The sequence below is a fragment of the Sporosarcina sp. Y1009 genome (assembly GCF_057669865.1).
In genome coordinates this window covers 1-18973 of the sequence record NZ_JBYHFO010000023.1, presented here as the reverse complement: position 1 = coordinate 18973, position 18973 = coordinate 1, and the positions used below count along the sequence as shown (strand labels likewise).

Annotated in this window: 16 protein-coding genes and 2 riboswitches; of the genes, 13 read left to right on the top strand and 3 right to left on the bottom strand. The window is 37.8% G+C overall.

The window, feature by feature from the left end:
• Positions 1-34: 34 nt before the first annotated feature.
• The 3 genes from AC25Y1_RS17945 to AC25Y1_RS17935 all read left to right on the top strand — a co-directional run bounded on the left by AC25Y1_RS17945 (position 35) and on the right by AC25Y1_RS17935 (position 3242).
• A complete protein-coding gene (locus AC25Y1_RS17945) occupies positions 35-700 on the top strand; it encodes a DUF2642 domain-containing protein (RefSeq protein ID WP_488149411.1) in 666 nt (221 codons plus the stop codon).
• Between the two features lie 430 nt (positions 701-1130).
• Positions 1131-2486 (top strand): arsenic transporter, encoded by a 1356-nt coding sequence (locus AC25Y1_RS17940; protein WP_488149377.1) that lies wholly within the window; start codon positions 1131-1133, stop codon positions 2484-2486.
• 240 nt (positions 2487-2726) lie between these two features.
• The gene (locus AC25Y1_RS17935) at positions 2727-3242 is read left to right on the top strand and encodes a flavin reductase family protein (protein WP_488149376.1); all 516 of its coding nucleotides are present in this window, start codon (positions 2727-2729) and stop codon (positions 3240-3242) included.
• Between the two features lie 47 nt (positions 3243-3289).
• Here AC25Y1_RS17935 and AC25Y1_RS17930 read toward each other — a convergent pair whose 3' ends face one another.
• Positions 3290-4315: an AI-2E family transporter gene (locus AC25Y1_RS17930; protein WP_488149375.1), complete on the bottom strand. Its 1026-nt coding sequence runs from the start codon at positions 4313-4315 to the stop codon at positions 3290-3292.
• A 143-nt stretch (positions 4316-4458) separates the two neighbouring features.
• A complete protein-coding gene (locus tag AC25Y1_RS17925) occupies positions 4459-5280 on the bottom strand; it encodes a CPBP family intramembrane glutamic endopeptidase (protein ID WP_488149374.1) in 822 nt (273 codons plus the stop codon).
• A 133-nt stretch (positions 5281-5413) separates the two neighbouring features.
• Here AC25Y1_RS17925 and AC25Y1_RS17920 point away from each other — a divergent pair, with 133 nt between their 5' ends.
• Complete coding sequence (locus AC25Y1_RS17920) at positions 5414-6751, top strand: MATE family efflux transporter (RefSeq protein WP_488149373.1); 1338 nt, start codon at positions 5414-5416, stop codon at positions 6749-6751.
• Positions 6752-6755: 4 nt separating this feature from the next.
• On the opposite strand, the gene AC25Y1_RS17915 is transcribed toward AC25Y1_RS17920, so the two are convergent.
• The gene (locus AC25Y1_RS17915) at positions 6756-7649 is read right to left on the bottom strand and encodes a diacylglycerol/lipid kinase family protein (protein WP_488149372.1); all 894 of its coding nucleotides are present in this window, start codon (positions 7647-7649) and stop codon (positions 6756-6758) included.
• Between the two features lie 100 nt (positions 7650-7749).
• Between AC25Y1_RS17915 and AC25Y1_RS17910 the strand changes: the two genes are divergently transcribed.
• The 9 genes from AC25Y1_RS17910 to AC25Y1_RS17870 all read left to right on the top strand — a co-directional run bounded on the left by AC25Y1_RS17910 (position 7750) and on the right by AC25Y1_RS17870 (position 18622).
• A complete protein-coding gene (locus AC25Y1_RS17910; RefSeq protein WP_488149371.1) occupies positions 7750-8091 on the top strand; it encodes a DMT family transporter in 342 nt (113 codons plus the stop codon).
• 13 nt (positions 8092-8104) lie between these two features.
• Complete coding sequence (locus AC25Y1_RS17905) at positions 8105-8419, top strand: DMT family transporter (RefSeq protein ID WP_488149370.1); 315 nt, start codon at positions 8105-8107, stop codon at positions 8417-8419.
• 74 nt (positions 8420-8493) lie between these two features.
• Positions 8494-9963 carry a nicotinate phosphoribosyltransferase gene (locus tag AC25Y1_RS17900; RefSeq protein ID WP_488149369.1) on the top strand — a complete coding sequence of 490 codons (1470 nt, stop codon included), beginning with the start codon at positions 8494-8496 and terminating at the stop codon, positions 9961-9963.
• A 12-nt stretch (positions 9964-9975) separates the two neighbouring features.
• Positions 9976-10803, top strand: a complete 828-nt coding sequence (gene nadE, locus AC25Y1_RS17895; RefSeq protein ID WP_488149368.1) for an NAD(+) synthase — start codon at positions 9976-9978, stop codon at positions 10801-10803.
• A 126-nt stretch (positions 10804-10929) separates the two neighbouring features.
• Positions 10930-11883: an AAA family ATPase gene (locus AC25Y1_RS17890; RefSeq protein ID WP_488149367.1), complete on the top strand. Its 954-nt coding sequence runs from the start codon at positions 10930-10932 to the stop codon at positions 11881-11883.
• The gene (locus AC25Y1_RS17885; RefSeq protein WP_488149366.1) at positions 11880-13094 is read left to right on the top strand and encodes a DUF58 domain-containing protein; all 1215 of its coding nucleotides are present in this window, start codon (positions 11880-11882) and stop codon (positions 13092-13094) included. The genes AC25Y1_RS17890 and AC25Y1_RS17885 overlap by 4 nt, the downstream gene beginning before the upstream one ends.
• Positions 13091-15292, top strand: a complete 2202-nt coding sequence (locus AC25Y1_RS17880) for a DUF4129 domain-containing transglutaminase family protein (protein WP_488149365.1) — start codon at positions 13091-13093, stop codon at positions 15290-15292. The genes AC25Y1_RS17885 and AC25Y1_RS17880 overlap by 4 nt, the downstream gene beginning before the upstream one ends.
• Positions 15293-15323: 31 nt before the next feature.
• Positions 15324-15425, top strand: a riboswitch (purine riboswitch).
• 118 nt (positions 15426-15543) lie between these two features.
• Positions 15544-17097, top strand: a complete 1554-nt coding sequence (gene guaA / locus AC25Y1_RS17875) for a glutamine-hydrolyzing GMP synthase (RefSeq protein WP_488149364.1) — start codon at positions 15544-15546, stop codon at positions 17095-17097.
• Positions 17095-17196: riboswitch (purine riboswitch) on the top strand. (Overlaps the previous gene by 3 nt.)
• 94 nt (positions 17197-17290) lie before the next feature.
• The gene (locus AC25Y1_RS17870; RefSeq protein WP_488149363.1) at positions 17291-18622 is read left to right on the top strand and encodes an NCS2 family permease; all 1332 of its coding nucleotides are present in this window, start codon (positions 17291-17293) and stop codon (positions 18620-18622) included.
• The last annotated feature ends 351 nt before the right edge of the window (positions 18623-18973 follow it).

Sequence of the window (18973 nt, the reverse complement as noted above, 5' to 3'; positions counted from 1 at the left end):
AATTTTTCGAGAAGGAGATGTTAACGTGAATAAAATGATTCAAAGTCTCATAAAGGAAGTTGTACAAATAGAGATTTCAGGGAAGAAACTGATAAAAGGTACGCTTATTGAACTGGGTAGCGACGTGATTGTACTTTTTAACGGAACAGACTTTTTGTATATTTCTACAAATCATATCCAATCTCTAACAACTAACTTATCTGATGACGTTGATGTCGGGGCCCCTCCAGAGTTCACTAGCATTATTACGGGAGAGGCTGATCAAGAGAATTTATCGATTATGAAGATTCTCTTGCAGGCACAAGAAGCGTTTGTTGAAATTTATGTAACAGGCAGTCGCACCCTTCATGGTAAGATTATTAGCATGAAGGATAATTATTTTGTGTTTTATTCGCCCATCTATAAAACGATGTATATATCATTACATCATCTTAAATGGCTAATTCCTTATTCTAAAAATCCTTATGGGCTAGATGATCATAACTTTTTGGTGCAATCGAATAATGAATTGCTTGCAAGTACTTTTGAGGCTCAAGTAGAAAACTTAAATAATAAATTAGTCATGTTTAACATGGGAGAAAAGACAAACTACATTGGGAAAATAAATAATGTCAATGATCAAATCGTTGAGATTCAAACAGCAAGATCCTCTCCTATTTATCTCAACCTTTGTCATATTAAAACGCTACAGGAAGTGTAAATGAAAGCTATTTATTAACGTTATTTCGGCATATGTCCAGTTTGCATTTACTTTATATAGTGAGCTGACTTGGGTTCCACTTTTAAATTGAAGTTTTAAGGAGGGGGGCCCTTTTTAGGTTGACCAGTGACAAGAGAATAACAGATTGACTTAGAATCTCTACATAATCGTGTTTATTCATTGGTTGTCCATAGTTGGTAACGCATGCGTTTACGGCCTGAATATAAAACAGTAGCGTTCGTCTATCCATTGATAGGCGTTTTTTTAGGTTGATCACTAATCTATCCGGTGTTTTCAGTTGGATTAAAAATACAGTTAAGAAGGGTTGGACATTCATCTCGCTCCTGATTTAAGAAAGTGAATATACATAAAAAAACGGACAAACAATTTAAGTGTATTATTCTGGTGAAATAAAGGGGCATGTATATGTATGGATTTTCAAGTTGCAATCGTCGGTCTGGTATTTATATCAACTATGTTAGTCATATTTTGGAGACCTAAAGGAATGAATGAGGCGTGGCCTGCATCGATTGGAGCAGGAATCATATTAATAACAGGGATTGTATCGAGAATCGACATAATGGATATTATCAGTAAAATTGGTGGTGCATCGATTACCATTATAGCGACGATTGTCATGGCAGTCATATTGGAGAGTTTCGGTTTTTTTCACTGGGTAGCTGCAAGGCTTGCAAGTTTATCAAAAGGTTCTGGCCACCGTTTATATTGGTATATCCAATTACTCTGTTTTCTGATGACACTATTATTTAATAACGATGGGAGTATCTTAATTACGACGCCGATATTAATTCTCCTCCTTAGAAACCTACAACTAAAACCCCATCAACAAATCCCATATCTACTGAGTGGCGCACTTACAGCAACTGCATCAAGTGCACCGATTGGCGTTAGTAATATTGTTAATCTAATCGCATTGAATATCGTTGAAATGTCTCTTTGGATGCATACAGCGATGATGTTTGTCCCAGCAACATTGGGATTGTTGTTTATGTCATGGTTGATGTATATCGTTGTAAGAAAGAAGCTACCGAAAAAATTGCCCGATTCCATAATGGATGTGGAGGAATCCTTTTTCACGAAAAATTTTCATCCACTAAAAACCAAGATTTCAGTAGAGAAAAAAAAGCAACGTACAAAGTTTATGTTGAAGGTATTGCTGTTTGTTTTTATCATGCGTTGTCTCCTTTTTGTTGCATCGTATATCAACATTCCCATTGAAATTGTCGCAGTTCTCGGATCGCTCGTCTTGCTCATATGGAGATGGTATCATTTACGGACGAACCCAGTGGATATCTTGAAGAAGACGCCTTGGCATATTCTGGTTTTCGCCTTCTCTATGTATGTAATCATATATGGTATGCATAACGTGGGGCTTACAGCGTTATTAGTAAAACTATGTGAACCAATTGTGAATCAAGGCTTATTTCAAGCCAGTTTTATTATGGGCGGACTAGTATCGGTACTTTCCAACCTATTTAATAATCATCCAGCTTTAATGATCGGAACGATAACGCTAACTGAAATGGGCCTAGATCCAATCACTTTAAAGACCATCTATCTTTCAAATATTATTGGTAGTGACATGGGGTCATTGCTGCTGCCTATTGGTACACTAGCATCGCTGATCTGGATGAGTATTCTAAGGAGGAATAAGATAAAGATAAAATGGAAAGATTATCTAAGTGTTTCGTTGATTGTCATCCCAATCACAACAATAGTTACATTGACATTATTATATTACTGGGTTCAACTGGTTTTTGCCTAATCAGTTTTGAAAACACCAGCGAATATCCCCTTGGGTTCAAACATGTTTAACAAGGGGGAATCCTCTGGTTGACAATAAACGGCCGGAAAGGAATTCCATAGCCCTAGTCTGATAGTGATTACTCATTGTATATATATGTAGGCATCGCGCGGAGTGGCACTAAATTTCGCATTTTAGGAAATTGTCTAAGCATATTAGGACTATAGAAAGGTGAGTTCGAGTAGAATAGTAAGTAATGAAATGGAGTTGATAAATACTATGGAAAATCAGGTTGAAAAAATAGCAGGTTTTAAACAAGCAATGGGGAGTTATCCGACAGGCGTCACGGTCGTCACTGCATTCAATGAAAATAATGAACCGATGGGATTGACTGTGAATTCATTTGCTTCTGTATCGATAGACCCTTTGCTAATCTTATGGTCAATTGATGACGGTGCTGGCTCTTATGATGACTTTCAAAAAGTCGACAAGTTTACTGTTAATATCTTAGCTTCTGATCAGGCGGATTTATGTAACTTATTTTCGAGCAGAGTAGAAGATCGATTTGCGGAATGTGAATGGAAAAAATCAGAATTAAATTTACCTGTTCTTGACGGCGCATTAGCTGTGTTACAATGTAAAGTGTTTAAAAAAGTGGATGCTGGCGACCATACAATTATGATTGGCGAAGTACTTGATATACATAACGAGGAGAAAGAGCCTCTTTTATATCACCGAAGAAAAATCGGCGGTATCCCAGAAGAATTTTATAAATGAAAAAACTGTCCCTCATCCAAATGCAACTTGGATGAGGAACAGTTTTTTTATTGCTTGATTTTAGGTTTCACAGGTGCTTTATTGGTTACGTCAAGAACATCGAGAAGGAAAACAAATACCGGGATCCCGATGATAAGTCCCCAAACGCCAAAGAACTGTTGCGAAAAAATGAGCACGACGAATGTGTAGAAAACTGGAAGATCCGTTTTCGATGACATGAGTTTTGGATTTAAAATATAAGCTTCAATCGCATGAATAATCATGATGGCGACTAACACATAGATTACTTTTAGGTAACCACCAATTGTAAATGCTATGATGGTCAATGGAACAAGTGAAATGATCACACCTGCAACAGGTATCAGCCCTAAAAAGAAAACCATAATCCCCAATCCAATGATTTGCGGGAACCCAAGTACGATTAATATGAGTACCGTTAAAATCGTATTGACGATGGCTATAATAAATTGCGCCTCAATTACTTTCCCGAATGTACGTGTAAACTTTTGACCGAAAAATTCGATTTCATAATAAAAAGGAGCAATTTTGCTATTTTTAAATTTACTCGTAAATTCTTTTAACCTTGGTTTTTCAAGTAAGAAAAACAGACTTAATATTAAAGAAAGCAATACTTGAATGCTTGTTTTACTAATGTCAGTAAATGATTTAAAAAGAAATGCAACACTGTCTTCCATATATTTAGCGATTTTATCGCTAGAGATAATCGATTCTATATAATTGATCACTACATTATCATATGAACCAGCAGAGAATGTAGTAATTCTATTAATGACCTGGGTAATTTCAGAAATGATAAGCGGTAAATATTTAGAAATGCCCAAAACAAAAATGCCAACGATTAGCGAATAGAGAAGGAGGACGAGTAAAGTGCGTTTTATTGCAACACGCTTAGCTATAAACTCGACAAGCCGGTCCATTAAAAATGCTAAGATGAATGTCAGTAAAATGATGTTGATCATACTTCGTACACTATAAAGAATGAAAATAATCAAAGCAAAAATAACAATTCGTTTTACTTCCCTTTTTCGGAAGAAATCTATTACGCCATCCATCATATCAATCTCCTTTTATTAGTAAAGTTCCATACAAATCCTTACTTCTTAGTATTACGCTATCTGATAAAGAAAACAAGCAAGAACATTCCTTTTTACCTAAATAAAATAAAGTGCAAAAAAGAGCTGAAAACCATTCAGGTTTAGCTCCTTGTAAGTTGACCATTATCAGTTAAATTCTTGCTTAATCGATAAACAATGAAGCCTGTTAAGATTGTACTAATAATCAAAAGTATTAGATGGGGTATTGCTGTAGCAGCAACATCTGAGCGACTCGTAAGTGATATCACATTGAGCCATTCAACCCAACTAGATGGAACGTACATCATGATTACTGCGAGTATATTATTTAGCATATGTAGTAAAATAGGAATGAGTAGATTACCAGTTCGTAAAACTAATAAGGCTGTAATGATGCCGAATAAGAATGCGCCGATAATGTCTGCATGTAATATCCCGAATAATAGACTTGATATTAAGATACCGCCCCAAATTGAAGTTTTTTTGATAAGACGCCTGAGAATGACACCGCGAAAAAAGAACTCCTCCACAATAGGTGCTAATAGTGTAATCATAATAATTTCAAATGCTAAGAGGATGCCTGACTCTGGCATAGGCATTTCTTCCAACAAAAAATCAACAAGAGATGGAAGTACCGGACTTAGTAGATATAAGTACAACCAAAATGCGCTTAATGAAAATGCAATGGAGACAATGACGATGACAAAGAGCGATGGTGTCCAACGAAGGACGCCTTTTGTATAAACGACTTGACGGATCGAAACATTTTGTTTCCTAAAATGGTATCCAAAGAAAATAATTGGAACGAGGACATATAAAACGATTCCCATTGCAACTGAAATAAATTCAAACTCCACAATCGAGGACATGAGTAAAAAAGTTAATAGGATGATTGTAGGCACAAAAATTATTGCGGTAAGCCCGAGTAAGTGACGAATTTTCATTTCCTCAAACATAAAATTACCTACCTTTCTACTTATACTATACGACGTGGTTGGCTAAAAGATTCAATTTGTTGTAATCGTGATAAAATATGAATTTGCAAAAGAGAGAGAGGACTTTGAAGGGAGTCTTAACATGGCAAAACAACATGACTTTACGGATGGAAATATTTTCAAACAACTTTTTATTTTTTCTGCACCTATTATACTGACAAACTTATTACAAGTTTCCTATCAATTTATAGATAGTCTGTGGGTGGGTAATTTAATTGGCTCAGACGCACTTGGGGCTGTAGCCATTTCTGGTACGGTTATTTTTACTGTCCTTTCTTTTGTGATTGGTCTAAATAATGCTGCACTTACGATTTTGTCACAACAAAAAGGAAGGGAAAGCGAAGAAGGGTTGAAGCGTTATTTAAATGCGTTCGTTGTGATGCTTTCTGGGATGTCCATTGCTTTAGGGATCGTTGGATTTTTCATGTCGGAAAGCATACTACGTTTACTCGGAACGCCTGATGCGATGTTTGATATGGCTGTATCCTATTTACAGATTAACTTTATAGGGATGTTATTTTTGTTTGGCTATAACTTTATTGGAACCGTTTACCGCTCCGTTGGAGATTCGAAAACGCCATTATACTTTGTTCTAATTGCAGTCATTTTAAATACCATTCTAGATCCGATTTTTATCTATCAATTTGGTTGGGGGATAGAAGGTGCTGCCTATGCGACTATTTTATCACAAGCAGTGGCATTTGGAATCGGTCTCTATTTTACATTGCGTAAAGAACTCGTTCCGTTATCTAAGCCTTATATACCTGCACGTCAAGAAGTTTTGGATATTTTAAAGTTGGGGATCCCCGCAGGTTTACAAATGAGTGTGATTTCAGCAGGCTCGATGGCCATTATGAGTGTTATCGCATCTTTCGGTCCTGCAGTCGTCGCAGGTTATGGGGCGGCGCAACGATTGGATAGTCTCATTATGTTACCGGCTCAAGCTTTAGGGGTAGCCGTAAATAGTATGGCAGGACAAAATATTGGTGCAAATCGCTGGGACCGAGTGCAAAAGATTACATACTATGGATTTCTCTATAATTTACTTGTGATGTTTTTACTTGCTTTTATTATGTTTCTCTTTGCCGATCACGGCATCCGCCTGTTCATAAAGGAACCAGCAGCTGCAGAATTCGGCGCGGAATATTTGAAGATGGTCGCTTTTTTCTATCCGTTTTTAGGCATCAACTTTATTTTGAACGGTACAGTACGCGCTTCGGGCGCTATGTTCCAAGTACTTGTATTGAATATCCTTTCGTTTTGGATACTCAGATACCCATTAACCTATTTGCTTTCAAATGTGTACGGAGAAACTGGTATTGCATTTGGCATAGGTATAAGTTTTATGATTAGTAGTCTGTTCGCCTTCCTTTATTACCGGTATGGTCGTTGGAAGGACATAAAAGCATTTGGTGATTAAGCAACTAAGTTGTTAATAGGATACAGAGAGATTTTTCACTAATGGATAGGCGGAGTGGCGTAGACATTGTGATTTCGCCGTCCATTGTTGCCAGTATCGGACGATCCGTTTCAATTAGGATTTTTTTTCCTACATTGTAGAAGACCCCTACTTTCGTGACTGGTCTTCCTCTAAGAAGAAGAGGGAATAAACGGAACAGAACATGTAGACGTTTTGCTTCATGAAGGTGAGTGATATTAAGAACACCGTCTGCTGGTTGCGCCTGTGGACAAATTTTTAAGCCGCCACCGTAACTCGATGTATTGCCACAAGCAATAAGCCAAGCATTGGTTAACTGGACTACTTGACCGTCAATTGTTAACTTACCACTAAATGGTTTGAATGTTAATAATGTATGGATTGTCGCAAGAATATAGGAAAACGAACCGATGCCAAGCCGGTTAAACAACGGTTTGTAGAAGGACTGATTGACACGGTTCCCAATCGCGGCATCTAGTCCAGTCCCTGCAACTGTAATCCCGTATTTCCCGTTAATCTTGATTAGATCGATTGAAATGGTTTCTCCCTCAACTATTTTTTGTACGAACACTTTAGGATTGTCGGTTAAGTGAAACATTCTTGCGGTATCGTTCCCAGATCCAGTCGGGAAAATAGCGATGGGTATATTCGTTTCTGCAAGTTCTTGAATGACTGAGTTAATCGTTCCGTCCCCGCCGATAATGCCAACTGCTTTTAGCGTATCTTTTTTTTCGGAAATGACCTTTTGGGTTTCATGCTGTGAACCACTAATTATGAAATCATATTGAATTTGCTGCTTAATTAATCGTTTTTTAATTTCATGCCAACTCGCTAAGGCGCTTTTATTGCCAGATTCTGAGTTAACGATAAATAGATACATCAAATAACCCCGCTTCGTTGTAAACGTGAACGCTCTCTTTATAAGTTAACAATAGGGTATACTTACTAAAGAATCAATCATGAGAAAGGGGAATCGAAGCATGGCTTGGCTGTATGTTCTTTTTGCTGCAATCGTTGAAGTTTTTTGGGTGGTTGGCCTACGTTATTCTGATTCCATTTTGGAGTGGACTGGAACAGCGATCATGATTACTTTGAGCTTTTACTTCATTATTAAAGCTTGTGAAAAAATACCATCAGGCACCGTGTACGCTGTGTTTACAGGTTCTGGAGCAGCTGCAATCGTCATTATAGATTTTCTCGTTTTTAATGCATCATTTTCTCTTATGAAAGTTCTTTTCATTGGATTAATCATCATAGGTGTCATCGGGATTAAAATGACAGATGGTAGTGGTAAAGAGCAGAAAGCTGATCAATCAGTGTAAAGGAGAGAGGTACATGGCTTGGATATATCTTGTCATTGCTAGTTTAGGAGAAATCCTTGGAGTGATGAGTATTAATCTATACATACAACAGAAAACAATTGCTCGGTTATTACTAATTGTGATTACCTTTACATTCGGCTTTATATTTCTTGCCCTTGCTATGCAGGATATTCCAATGGGAACTGCTTATGCAATTTGGACAGGATTAGGCGCAGCAGGCGCAGTATTGATGGGTATCATATTTTTTAAAGAGCCAGCAAGTTGGAAACGACTTTTGTTTTTATCCTGCATCATTGCGGGTGCTGTTGGTTTGAAAGTATTTGGATGATTCATCGCGCTTGAAAAAGGGTAAGTAGTGTATACTATTAATTAATATTGAAATGTTGGGAGAAGGAGATCGCAATGAGTTCAAATTATGCAGATGATAGCAATGCATTACATACAGATCTATATCAGATAAATATGGCTGAATCGTATTGGGCGGATGGTATCCATAATAAGAAAGCCGTCTTCGAATTGTTTTTTAGAAATTTACCATTCGGTAATGGTTATGCCCTATTTGCAGGGCTAGAACGCATTTTAGATTACCTAGAGGATTTTAAGTTGAGCGAAAGTGATTTAACTTATTTAAAAGAAGAGCTTCATTATAAAGAGGATTTTATTGATTACTTGAAGGATGTTCGTTTCACTGGTGATGTTTACTCAATGGTGGAAGGTGAACTTGTCTTTGCAAATGAACCTATTCTTCGAGTAGAGGCACCGCTTATTGAAGCACAATTAATCGAATCGGCATTGTTAAACATTGTGAACTACCAAACATTGATTGCGACTAAAGCTAGTCGTATTAAGCAAGTCACGAAAGATGAAATGGTTTTAGAGTTTGGTACGAGACGTGCACATGAGATGGATGCAGCAGTATGGGGTGCCCGCGCCACAATTATCGGTGGGGTTGAAGCAACTAGTAATGTTCGAGCAGGAAAGAAATTCGGTATTCCGGTTTCAGGAACTCATGCGCATTCCCTTGTACAAGCCTATAAAAGTGAATACGAAGCCTTTCATTCATATGCAAAGCGTCATAAGGATTGTGTCTTTTTAGTCGATACATATAATACTTTAAAAATCGGTGTTCCGACTGCAATCCAAGTAGCAAAAGAACTGGGCGATAAGATTAACTTCATTGGCATTCGTCTAGATAGCGGAGACATCGCCTTCTTGTCAAAAGAATCCCGTCGAATGCTGGATGAGGCTGGTTTTCATGATGCGAAAATCGTTGTATCAAACGATTTAGATGAGTATACAATTTTAAACTTAAAAGCACAGGGAGCCAAAGTAGATGTCTGGGGTATTGGAACAAAGCTTATTACAGCTTACGACCAACCAGCACTAGGGGCGGTTTATAAAATCGTATCGATTGAAAATGATGAAGGCGAAATGGAAGATACAATCAAAATTTCATCGACTGCGGAAAAAGTAACAACGCCTGGTCAAAAAAAGTTATATCGCATTATCGACCGTGAAAATGGAAAAGCCGAAGGGGATTATATTACGATGTATGATGAAGACCCAACAGCTGAGGAACGCTTGAAAATGTTCCATCCTGTTCATACTTTTATTTCAAAGTTTGTCACGAACTTCGAAGCGAAAAACTTACATGTTCAAGTAATCGACGCGGGAGAAATTATTTATGAAAACCCTAGCCTTTTAGATATGCAAAAATACGCAAAAGAAAATTTAAATCTATTGTGGGAAGAATATAAAAGGTCACTAAATCCGGAAGAATATCCTGTCGATTTAAGTCAAAAGTGCTGGGATAATAAAATGCGTAATATTCAAGAAGTCCGTGAAATGGTGGATGAGTATACGCATGAATAAGGAGATAGTCTGATGAAATCAATTCAAGAAAAAATTATTGCTGAGTTGAAAGTAAACCCGGTTATTAACCCCCAAGAAGAAATTCGTAAGTCAGTAGATTTTCTGAAGGAATATGCAACCAAACATTCGTTTTTAAATGGTTTTGTGATTGGGATTTCCGGCGGTCAAGATTCTACACTTGTTGGAAAGCTTGCGCAAATCGCAGTCGACGAGTTAAATGAAGAGAATCAGACAGATCGCTTTCAATTCATTGGGATTCGACTTCCATACGGTACCCAATTTGATGAAAAAGATTGTCAAGACGCACTAGATTTTATCCGTCCATCACAAATATATACGGTGAATATCAAAGAATCTGTTGATGCAAGTGTGAGAGCGTTAACAGAAATCGGTGTGAAGCTGTCTGATTTTGCAAAAGGTAATGAGAAAGCAAGAGAGCGCATGAAAGTACAATACTCAGTGGCGGCGACCAAGAACTGTGTTGTACTAGGAAGTGATCATGCTGCTGAAGCGGTGACTGGATTCTATACGAAGTTCGGTGACGGTGGAGCGGATCTTATGCCGATATTTCGTTTGAATAAAAGACAAGGAAGGGCACTCCTGAAAGAATTAGGTTGTCCACAGCACCTCTATTTAAAAGTACCAACTGCTGATTTGGAAGATGACCAACCATCGCTCCCAGATGAAGTTGCCCTCGGTGTAACATATGAGTCCATCGATGATTATCTAGAAGGTAAGAAGATCCCTTTAGAATCACAAAACCAAATCGAAAAGCATTATATTCAATCCATGCATAAAAGACATTTACCCATTACAATTTTTGACGAATTTTGGAAATAACAAGACCTTTTTCGAGGTCTTGTTTTTTTATGCTTAAGTTGTAGACAGACAGGTTATCCTGTAATATAAAAGTGTATGAGTGATTTTTCTAATAATTTACTGTTTAAAGATATATTTCAGGGGGGAATGACATTGCATAAAGAAGTGATTGGAAAAGTATTAAATAATATTGAAAAAGTAATGATTGGGAAACGGGATATCGCGGAACTTAGTATGACTGCATTACTAGCAGGGGGACATGTCTTATTAGAAGATGTGCCGGGTGTTGGAAAAACGATGATGGTTAAAGCTTTAGCTAAATCCATTGGTGCGAATTTCAAACGTATTCAATTTACGCCAGATTTACTACCTTCTGATGTATTGGGCGTCTCAATTTATAATCCAAAGGACATGGTGTTTGAATTTAGGCCAGGCCCAATCATGGGGAATATTGTTCTAGCGGATGAAATTAACCGAACGTCTCCTAAAACACAGTCTGCATTACTCGAAGGCATGGAAGAATCATCCGTGACGATTGACGGTGAAACGATACAGATACCACAACCGTTTTTTGTGATGGCAACACAAAATCCAATTGAATATGAAGGCACGTATCCGCTACCAGAAGCACAATTAGACCGTTTCCTATTCAAGCTGAAAATGGGCTATCCTACACCACAAGAAGAAATGGAAGTATTACGTCGTGCTGTACAAGATGTTCCGATTAATCATTTAGAAACAGTTATTTCCTTAGAAGAACTAATCAATTTGCAGCAAGCGGTGAAAGATGTCATTGTCAGCGATGCGGTAAAATCTTATATTGTAACTTGCGCAAATGAAACCAGAAATAATCCGTTCGTTTATCTTGGTGTCAGTCCAAGGGGATCTCTTTCACTTATGAAAGCATGCCAGGCTTATGCATTACTTCTTGGAAGAATGTATGTAACACCAGATGATGTTCAATATTTAGCACCATTTGTTTTTGGTCACAGAATGATTTTAAAACCAGAAGCTAAGTATGAAGGTATTGAACCAGATGAAATTGTTGAGCGAATACTAGCCAAAGTGAATGTGCCAATGGACAAGGTTTCGATTAAATGAAGAAATTTAAGGAACTGATATTAATATGGGGGCGGCTTGTCTTTGTTTTGTTTGTTGTACTATCGGCCTTCGTTTATGCCATGTTTCAAGGCGGATATGTTAGCTGGGCAATTTTTTACGCCATCATTCCATTTACGCTTTATTCGATTGCATTATTTTTATATCCACTTCGAACAATCGAAGCCGAACGCATTATTCGGACGCCAAGTGTGGAAAATGGTGGACGCTTAATCGTGAGTTTAACCGTGAAAAGAAATTTTCCATTTCCATTACTATATACGGTAATATCAGAAAAATGGCGTGATGAAAATTTACTGGCAGTTGAAAAAGGGACTAGTAATAAGTTTTTTATTTTCGGCTTTCAAAAGGAAAAAGAGTGGCAGTATGAGATAGAAAAAATGCCGCGCGGTGAACATGTTTTAGAAGGTGTAGAGATTGAAGTTACGGATTTCTTTGCATGGATTCGGAAAACGCATTTTATTCGGCTGAAAAATACAGTTCTGGTTTATCCGAAAATGACAGATATTCACTATGAGCCTATTGATACACAGTATGATTTAGGATCTATGACTTCACCTTATAATGTTGTCAAAGATACAACAATGGCGACGGGCGTTCGGGATTATCAATCAGGTGACCGTGTTTCATGGATACATTGGAAATCGTTCGCCAGAACAGGCGCACTGATGACGAAAGAATTTGAAGATCGTCGTTCGCAAGATTTACTTATTCTTTTCGATGGACGTTCATCTGAAACCTTCGAGGAACAAGTTGAGCTTGCAGCATCTATTTTGAAGGAAGCTACAAATGACCAAGCGCGAATTGGGTTTTACACAGCTGGTTCGGAATCCTCGGCTTTCCCTTTTATTCAATCAGAAGAACAGTTTAGAAAAGTTCTCATTCATTTAGCAAAGATACGACCTTCTGAAGAGAGTACAACGGTAATTTCTCATGACTTCACAACGGAATTTAGTCAAAGTGGGAGTGTCATTGTCATCACTGGTCGTCCAGACTGGCCATTCTTAGAAGCGATTATCGAGAATGTGACAAACGCACGCTCAATTACTTGTTTTACTGTCATAAAGAATAAAACACCTGTGAATTATTCGCTTTTGGAGGACGTTCACTTTGCTAAGTCTAAAGGGATTTCTATCCATACAATTACGAAAGAACAGTTCCCAACTGCGTTTAAAGGGGTGGTGAATTCATGAACGAAATGCGGCTAGACAAATGGTTTCTCTTTATCTTGTACTTTTTAGCTATTGTTTTATTAAGAGAATGGTTGATTCCGATAATGGAACTTACGCAAACAGGGGAAATGTATTTATTTTTAATTTTTATCGGAATCTCATTTTTCTTATCGCTATTCACAGTGAAATGGTGGCTTGCTTCTATTATTAAAGGCATTTATATTATTTGGGCTGTTCATTATATGTTTTTCGACGTGTTTCTACTAACGAAAGAAACAGTGTTGATACTGTGGGCAGATTTCATCTCTAATTTTACATTCATTTTTGTCGGCAATTGGTCTGGGATTACAAATCCATTTCGTACAATCTTATTCTTTACATTGTTATGGATGACGTCTTACCTGACAAGGCACTGGATCGAGTCAAGAAAGAGTATGTTTCTATTTTATAGTATGACGGTAATCTTTATTGCAATTATTGATACCTTTACGGCTTATTCTGCTAAAGGCTCGATTCTGATTATCATGATCACTGGATTATTACTGATAGGCTTACTCACGATCCCAAAAATAGCTGAGAAATATAATCTGTCAATCTCTTCACATAAATTATCCAGTATTTCAATTCCGTTAATTGGGATTCTCATTGTCAGTGGTGTTCTCATGATCTCACTCCCAAAACTAGATCCAGTATGGGCCGATCCAGTTCCGTTTTTGACTTCTGTTGTAGATGGAAACGGTGAAGGGGGTAGTGGGGGCGGGATTTCGAAAACTGGTTATGATCCCGATGATTCTAGACTGGGTGGTCCCTTCATACAAGATAATACATTAATCTTTGAAGCGGCAGTTCCCAAAAAACAATATTGGAAGATTGAGTCGAAAAATACCTACACGTCTAAAGGATGGGAACAACCAGGCGAAAGTGATGTGAAAATTTACACGTCCCAGCAAGGCATGGGGGCATATGTCGAAAGCGGCGGAGTGACGAGCGGTGATACAAAGCTTGCTGCGTTGACTATGTTCAAGCGATTTCCATTTCTTGTTTACCCTTACGGTATGGTAAATGTAGAAACTGATGAAGATGTGCAGTTTATGAAGTTAGAAAACTTGGGTCAATATCGAACAATGATTGGCGATGAGCCGATTTCCCTCACTTCATATGAAATTGATTATGTTGAACACGAATATAGTTTGAAAGTATTGCGAGAAACAAAGATGGCAGACTTGTCTACTTTAGGTGAGGATTTTGCAGACTACTTGCAACTTCCGAGTGAGCTACCAGAACGTGTAAGAGAACTTGCAATCTCGATAACCGAATCTAGTGAAAGTGTATATGACAAAACAAAAGAGATTGAGCGATATTTTGGTCGAAACGGATTTGTTTACGACCAAAAAGATGTAGCGGTTCCTACTGGAGATGAGGATTATGTCGATCAGTTTTTATTTGACACGAAGAGCGGATATTGTGATAACTTCTCTAGTTCAATGGTCGTTATGCTTCGCTCCATTGGGATTCCGGCAAAATGGGTAAAGGGATTTGCACCCGGTGAATTAGGACGGAATGAAGACAATGAAAGCGTCTATAAAATCACCAATAATGAAGCGCACTCGTGGGTAGAAGCCTTTATGCCAGGTGTTGGATGGATGCCGTTTGAGCCAACGATTGGTTTTGGCGGGGCATCTAGTATTGAGTATGATATGGAATTAGAATTAGACGATCCAGAAGTTCCAGAAATGCCTGAAGTTGAGCGAGAGAAATTAGAGGAAAAAGAAAAACTAACTGCAGAGGATAAGGAAAGTAAATTCGATTTCAGTAAAATGCTTGATGAAGGGAAAGAATGGGTACTAGATAGGAAATGGATTTTACTTGCTAGTATAGGTGCACTGATACTTTTTGGTTCTCTCTTCTATAAACAAAGAAGAAAGTGGATGCCGAAATTATTGTTGCAATATTACCGTTTTGGAAAGAATGACTGGAACAAGTACTCAAAACAATATAGAAGTTTATTGAAGCAACTTCATCGTTTTGGATTCGAACGAAAGAACGGGGATACACTTTTGACATATGCGATTCAAATCGATGAGTACTTTGGAGGAGAAAATATGCGAGAATTGACGAATGCTTATGAGGAAGGTATTTATGGTGGAAATAGAACGGAGCACGATTGGCAACGTTTACAAGAAGTGTGGGAAGATTTAATCATCAGGACTTCTGATTGATTTTCTTTATTTTTAGCAGTAAGATTATAAAAAGAGCTCCTTTAAATGCCCTCATATATATCCGGAAATACGGTTCGGATGTTTCTACCAAGTTACCGGAAATAACTTGACTATGATCACGGAATCTTTCCAATAAAATGATTTCGTGAAGTATGAAGGTCGAAGCGTGATGAGTTAACTTTTTGAGTGGCTTTATCGCGCTGTCGTACTATTTAGGGCGATCTTAGTAAAGTGAAGAAGAGGTGGAAAATTTGTCAACTACTCCTTTATTAATCGAGCAAGAGAAAATTTTGATTCTTGATTATGGTAGTCCTTACAATCAGCTTTTGACACGTACAATTCGACAATTTGGTATGTACAGTGAACTTCATCCACATACCATTACTGTGGACGAGATTAAAAACATGAATGCTGCAGGGATTATTTTATCAGGTGGACCCAAATCGGTTTCTGATGACGATGCGTACACGATTGATTCTGAGATATTTGAATCAGGGATTCCAATCTTGGGCATTTGTTACGGCACACATCTTATGATGCAACATTTTGGTAGCAATCCTGAAAGAACGAATGAGCGCACATACAGTGTAGAAGAAGTGAAGTTGGATACATCTTCTGATTTATTTGAAGGACAAGTAGAAACGCAAAAGGTATGGATGAGTCATGGTGATTCACTAACTACCACGCCAGAAGGCTTTAAAGTAATTGCCACAACAAACAAAGGTGAAATTGCGGCGATCGGGCATGATGAACGAAAAGTGTACGGACTCCAATTCTATCCAGAATCCCCGAAGACTGAACATGGTCTTGACTTATTAAAACATTTTATCTTTGGGCTTTGTGATGTAAAGACGAAATGGTCGATGAAAAACTTTGTTGAAATTGAAGTTGAGAAGATCCGCTCAACTGTTGGTGATAAAAAAGTACTACTAGCATTGAGTGGTGGTGTAGATTCATCTGTTGTTGCAGCGCTAATCCACCGTGCAATTGGCGACCAACTGACTTGTATGTTTGTCGACCACGGTTTACTCCGTAAAGGAGAGGCTGAGGGTGTAGTCGAAACGTTTGAAGGAAAGTTCAACATGAATTTCATTAAAATCGATGCACAGGAACGCTTTTTAAATAAGTTGAAAGGTGTTTCTGACCCTGAACAAAAACGCAAAATTATTGGAAATGAATTTATCTATGTATTTGATGATGAATCAGCAAAATTGGATGGCATAGATTTCCTAGCGCAGGGTACGCTTTATACAGATATTCTTGAAAGTGGGACATTAACAGCTCAAACAATTAAATCTCATCATAATGTAGGTGGACTTCCTGAAGAAATGGAATTCGAATTAATCGAGCCATTAGCAGCATTATTTAAAGATGAAGTCCGCGTACTTGGATTGGAATTAGGTTTGCCAGAGGAAATTGTTTGGCGCCAACCATTCCCAGGTCCTGGTTTGGGTATTCGAGTGCTGGGAGAAATTACTGAAGAAAAGCTTGAAATGGTCCGTGAATCAGATGCAATATTACGAGATGAAATTAAAAAAGCCGGTCTTGAAAGAGATATATGGCAATATTTCACAGTTTTGCCGAATATTCAAAGCGTAGGTGTTACCAATGAAAAAAGAACGTATGACTATGCAATTGGAATTCGCGCTGTCACCTCTGTAGATGGTGTAACATCTGATTGGGCAAAAATTCCGTGGGACATTCTCGAGAAAATTAGTGCTCGTATGACTACAGAAGTACCTAAAATCAACCGCGTTCTCTTTGATATAACGAGCAAGCCACCCTCAACAATCGAGTGGGAATAACAAAAAAATAGTAAATGTCGTATAAATCTGGAGATATGGTCCAGACGTTTCTACCGGAACACCTTAAATGTTCCGACTACGATCTATTAGACAGGGCTATCCCTGTTTATTAGATTTGTATTTTTGGAGCATACGCTTATAGAGAGCTGTATGCTTCTTTTTTATATTACAAACTAAGGATGGATGGTCTTTTATGAAGAAGTATTTTGAGTTTGATAAGCTTGGTACGAATTATCGTAATGAGATTGTAGGAGGAATTACGACATTCTTAGCAATGGCCTATATTCTAGTCGTAAATCCCCTCATGCTTTCTTTAGATGGAATTGATGTCCCAGAAGCAATGCGAATGGATAAAGGTGCAGTATTTGTTGCCACAGCACTTGCCGCTGCAGTTGGATCCATGGTAATGGGTATTATTGCAAGATATCCAATCGGTTTAGCGCCAGGAATGGGATTAAATGCATTTTTTGCATTCTCAGTTGTTTTAGGAATGGGTATCCCGTGGCAAACAGCCCTTACAGGTGTTTTGTTTTCAGGGATAATATTTATTATTTTATCGCTGTCAGGATTACGTGAAATTGTTATCAATGCAATACCAGCACAACTAAAATTTGCGGTAGGTGCTGGGATAGGACTCTTTATTACTTTCCTTGGATTTCAAAATGCTAATATCATTGTGGCAGATCCAAATACATTGGTAACGCTAGGCGATCTTTCAAAGGGGCCGACATTACTTGCAATCTTTGGACTTGTTATTACTGTTATTATGATGGTTCGGAAAATAAAAGGAGCTATTTTTTATGGAATGATTCTTACAACAATACTCGGTATGATTGTAAACTTAATTGAAGTTCCTTCAAAAGTAGTCGATAAGATTCCAAGTGTTGCACCTACATTTGGTGCTGCATTCGAAGCAATCTTCCAAGATCCAACGTCATTACTGACTGCGCAATTTTTAATTGTAGTGATTACGTTCTTGTTTGTAGATTTCTTCGATACAGCAGGCACGTTGGTTGCAGTTGCAAATCAAGCAGGCTTAATGAAGGATGACAAATTACCACGAGCAGGACGAGCGCTTTTATCTGATTCAGTAGCAACAGTATCTGGTGCTATTTTGGGTACATCCACTACGACATCCTATGTTGAATCATCAGCAGGTGTAGCAGCTGGTGCAAGAACCGGTTTAGCCTCGGTAGTAACGGGACTTTTATTTCTCTTGGCGCTGTTCTTTTCGCCCTTATTGCTTGTCATTACTTCTGAGGTTACAGCACCTGCATTAATTATCGTTGGTGTTCTGATGGTATCAAGTCTCGGTAATATAGAATGGAATCGTTTTGAAATAGCTGTTCCAGCATTTCTAACCATCATTACTATGCCACTGAGTTATAGTATTGCTACAGGGATTGCAATCGGATTTATATTCTATCCAATTACAATGATTATTAGTGGAAATAGAAAAGAAATCCATCCAATCATGTACGGGCTTTGGATTATCTTTGTACTTTACTTCATATTTATAAAATGAATTCGACCTATCAAAGGTTCTCTTGTAGTTATTATGAGAGAACCTTTTTGTTTGGGTTTTACTATATAAACCATTGCGAAATCGAATCAGTCTTGTATTAGGAAAAAGAAATTAAGATAAGGTGTTGACTTTATATCTTATATCAGTTATATTTAGATTTCGCCATAAGACATCGCAAAGTTATTGCAAAGACATCGCAAATAAATATTAGCGAAAGTTGTTGACTTGTGTCGTGTGAACTGTTATGATAAACAGACCGTTAAATATTGACGGGAAATAACTACTATCAAACTTCACTTCACATTATTATATGAACCTTGAAAACTGAACAGCAAAACGTCAAGATATATC

Excerpts from the sequence above, each read along its gene's own strand:
- AC25Y1_RS17885 (WP_488149366.1), top strand. The coding sequence starts at position 11,880 with ATGAAGAAATTTAAGGAACTGATATTAATATGGGGGCGGCTTGTCTTT.
- AC25Y1_RS17925 (WP_488149374.1), bottom strand. The coding sequence starts at position 5,280 with ATGAAAATTCGTCACTTACTCGGGCTTACCGCAATAATTTTTGTGCCT.
- AC25Y1_RS17910 (WP_488149371.1), top strand. The coding sequence starts at position 7,750 with ATGGCTTGGCTGTATGTTCTTTTTGCTGCAATCGTTGAAGTTTTTTGG.
- AC25Y1_RS17920 (WP_488149373.1), top strand. The coding sequence starts at position 5,414 with ATGGCAAAACAACATGACTTTACGGATGGAAATATTTTCAAACAACTT.
- nadE (WP_488149368.1), top strand. The coding sequence starts at position 9,976 with ATGAAATCAATTCAAGAAAAAATTATTGCTGAGTTGAAAGTAAACCCG.
- AC25Y1_RS17870 (WP_488149363.1), top strand. The coding sequence starts at position 17,291 with ATGAAGAAGTATTTTGAGTTTGATAAGCTTGGTACGAATTATCGTAAT.
- AC25Y1_RS17880 (WP_488149365.1), top strand. The coding sequence starts at position 13,091 with ATGAACGAAATGCGGCTAGACAAATGGTTTCTCTTTATCTTGTACTTT.
- AC25Y1_RS17935 (WP_488149376.1), top strand. The coding sequence starts at position 2,727 with ATGGAGTTGATAAATACTATGGAAAATCAGGTTGAAAAAATAGCAGGT.
- AC25Y1_RS17890 (WP_488149367.1), top strand. The coding sequence starts at position 10,930 with ATGACATTGCATAAAGAAGTGATTGGAAAAGTATTAAATAATATTGAA.
- AC25Y1_RS17940 (WP_488149377.1), top strand. The coding sequence starts at position 1,131 with ATGGATTTTCAAGTTGCAATCGTCGGTCTGGTATTTATATCAACTATG.
- AC25Y1_RS17945 (WP_488149411.1), top strand. The coding sequence starts at position 35 with ATGATTCAAAGTCTCATAAAGGAAGTTGTACAAATAGAGATTTCAGGG.
- AC25Y1_RS17915 (WP_488149372.1), bottom strand. The coding sequence starts at position 7,649 with ATGTATCTATTTATCGTTAACTCAGAATCTGGCAATAAAAGCGCCTTA.
- AC25Y1_RS17905 (WP_488149370.1), top strand. The coding sequence starts at position 8,105 with ATGGCTTGGATATATCTTGTCATTGCTAGTTTAGGAGAAATCCTTGGA.
- AC25Y1_RS17900 (WP_488149369.1), top strand. The coding sequence starts at position 8,494 with ATGAGTTCAAATTATGCAGATGATAGCAATGCATTACATACAGATCTA.
- AC25Y1_RS17930 (WP_488149375.1), bottom strand. The coding sequence starts at position 4,315 with ATGGATGGCGTAATAGATTTCTTCCGAAAAAGGGAAGTAAAACGAATT.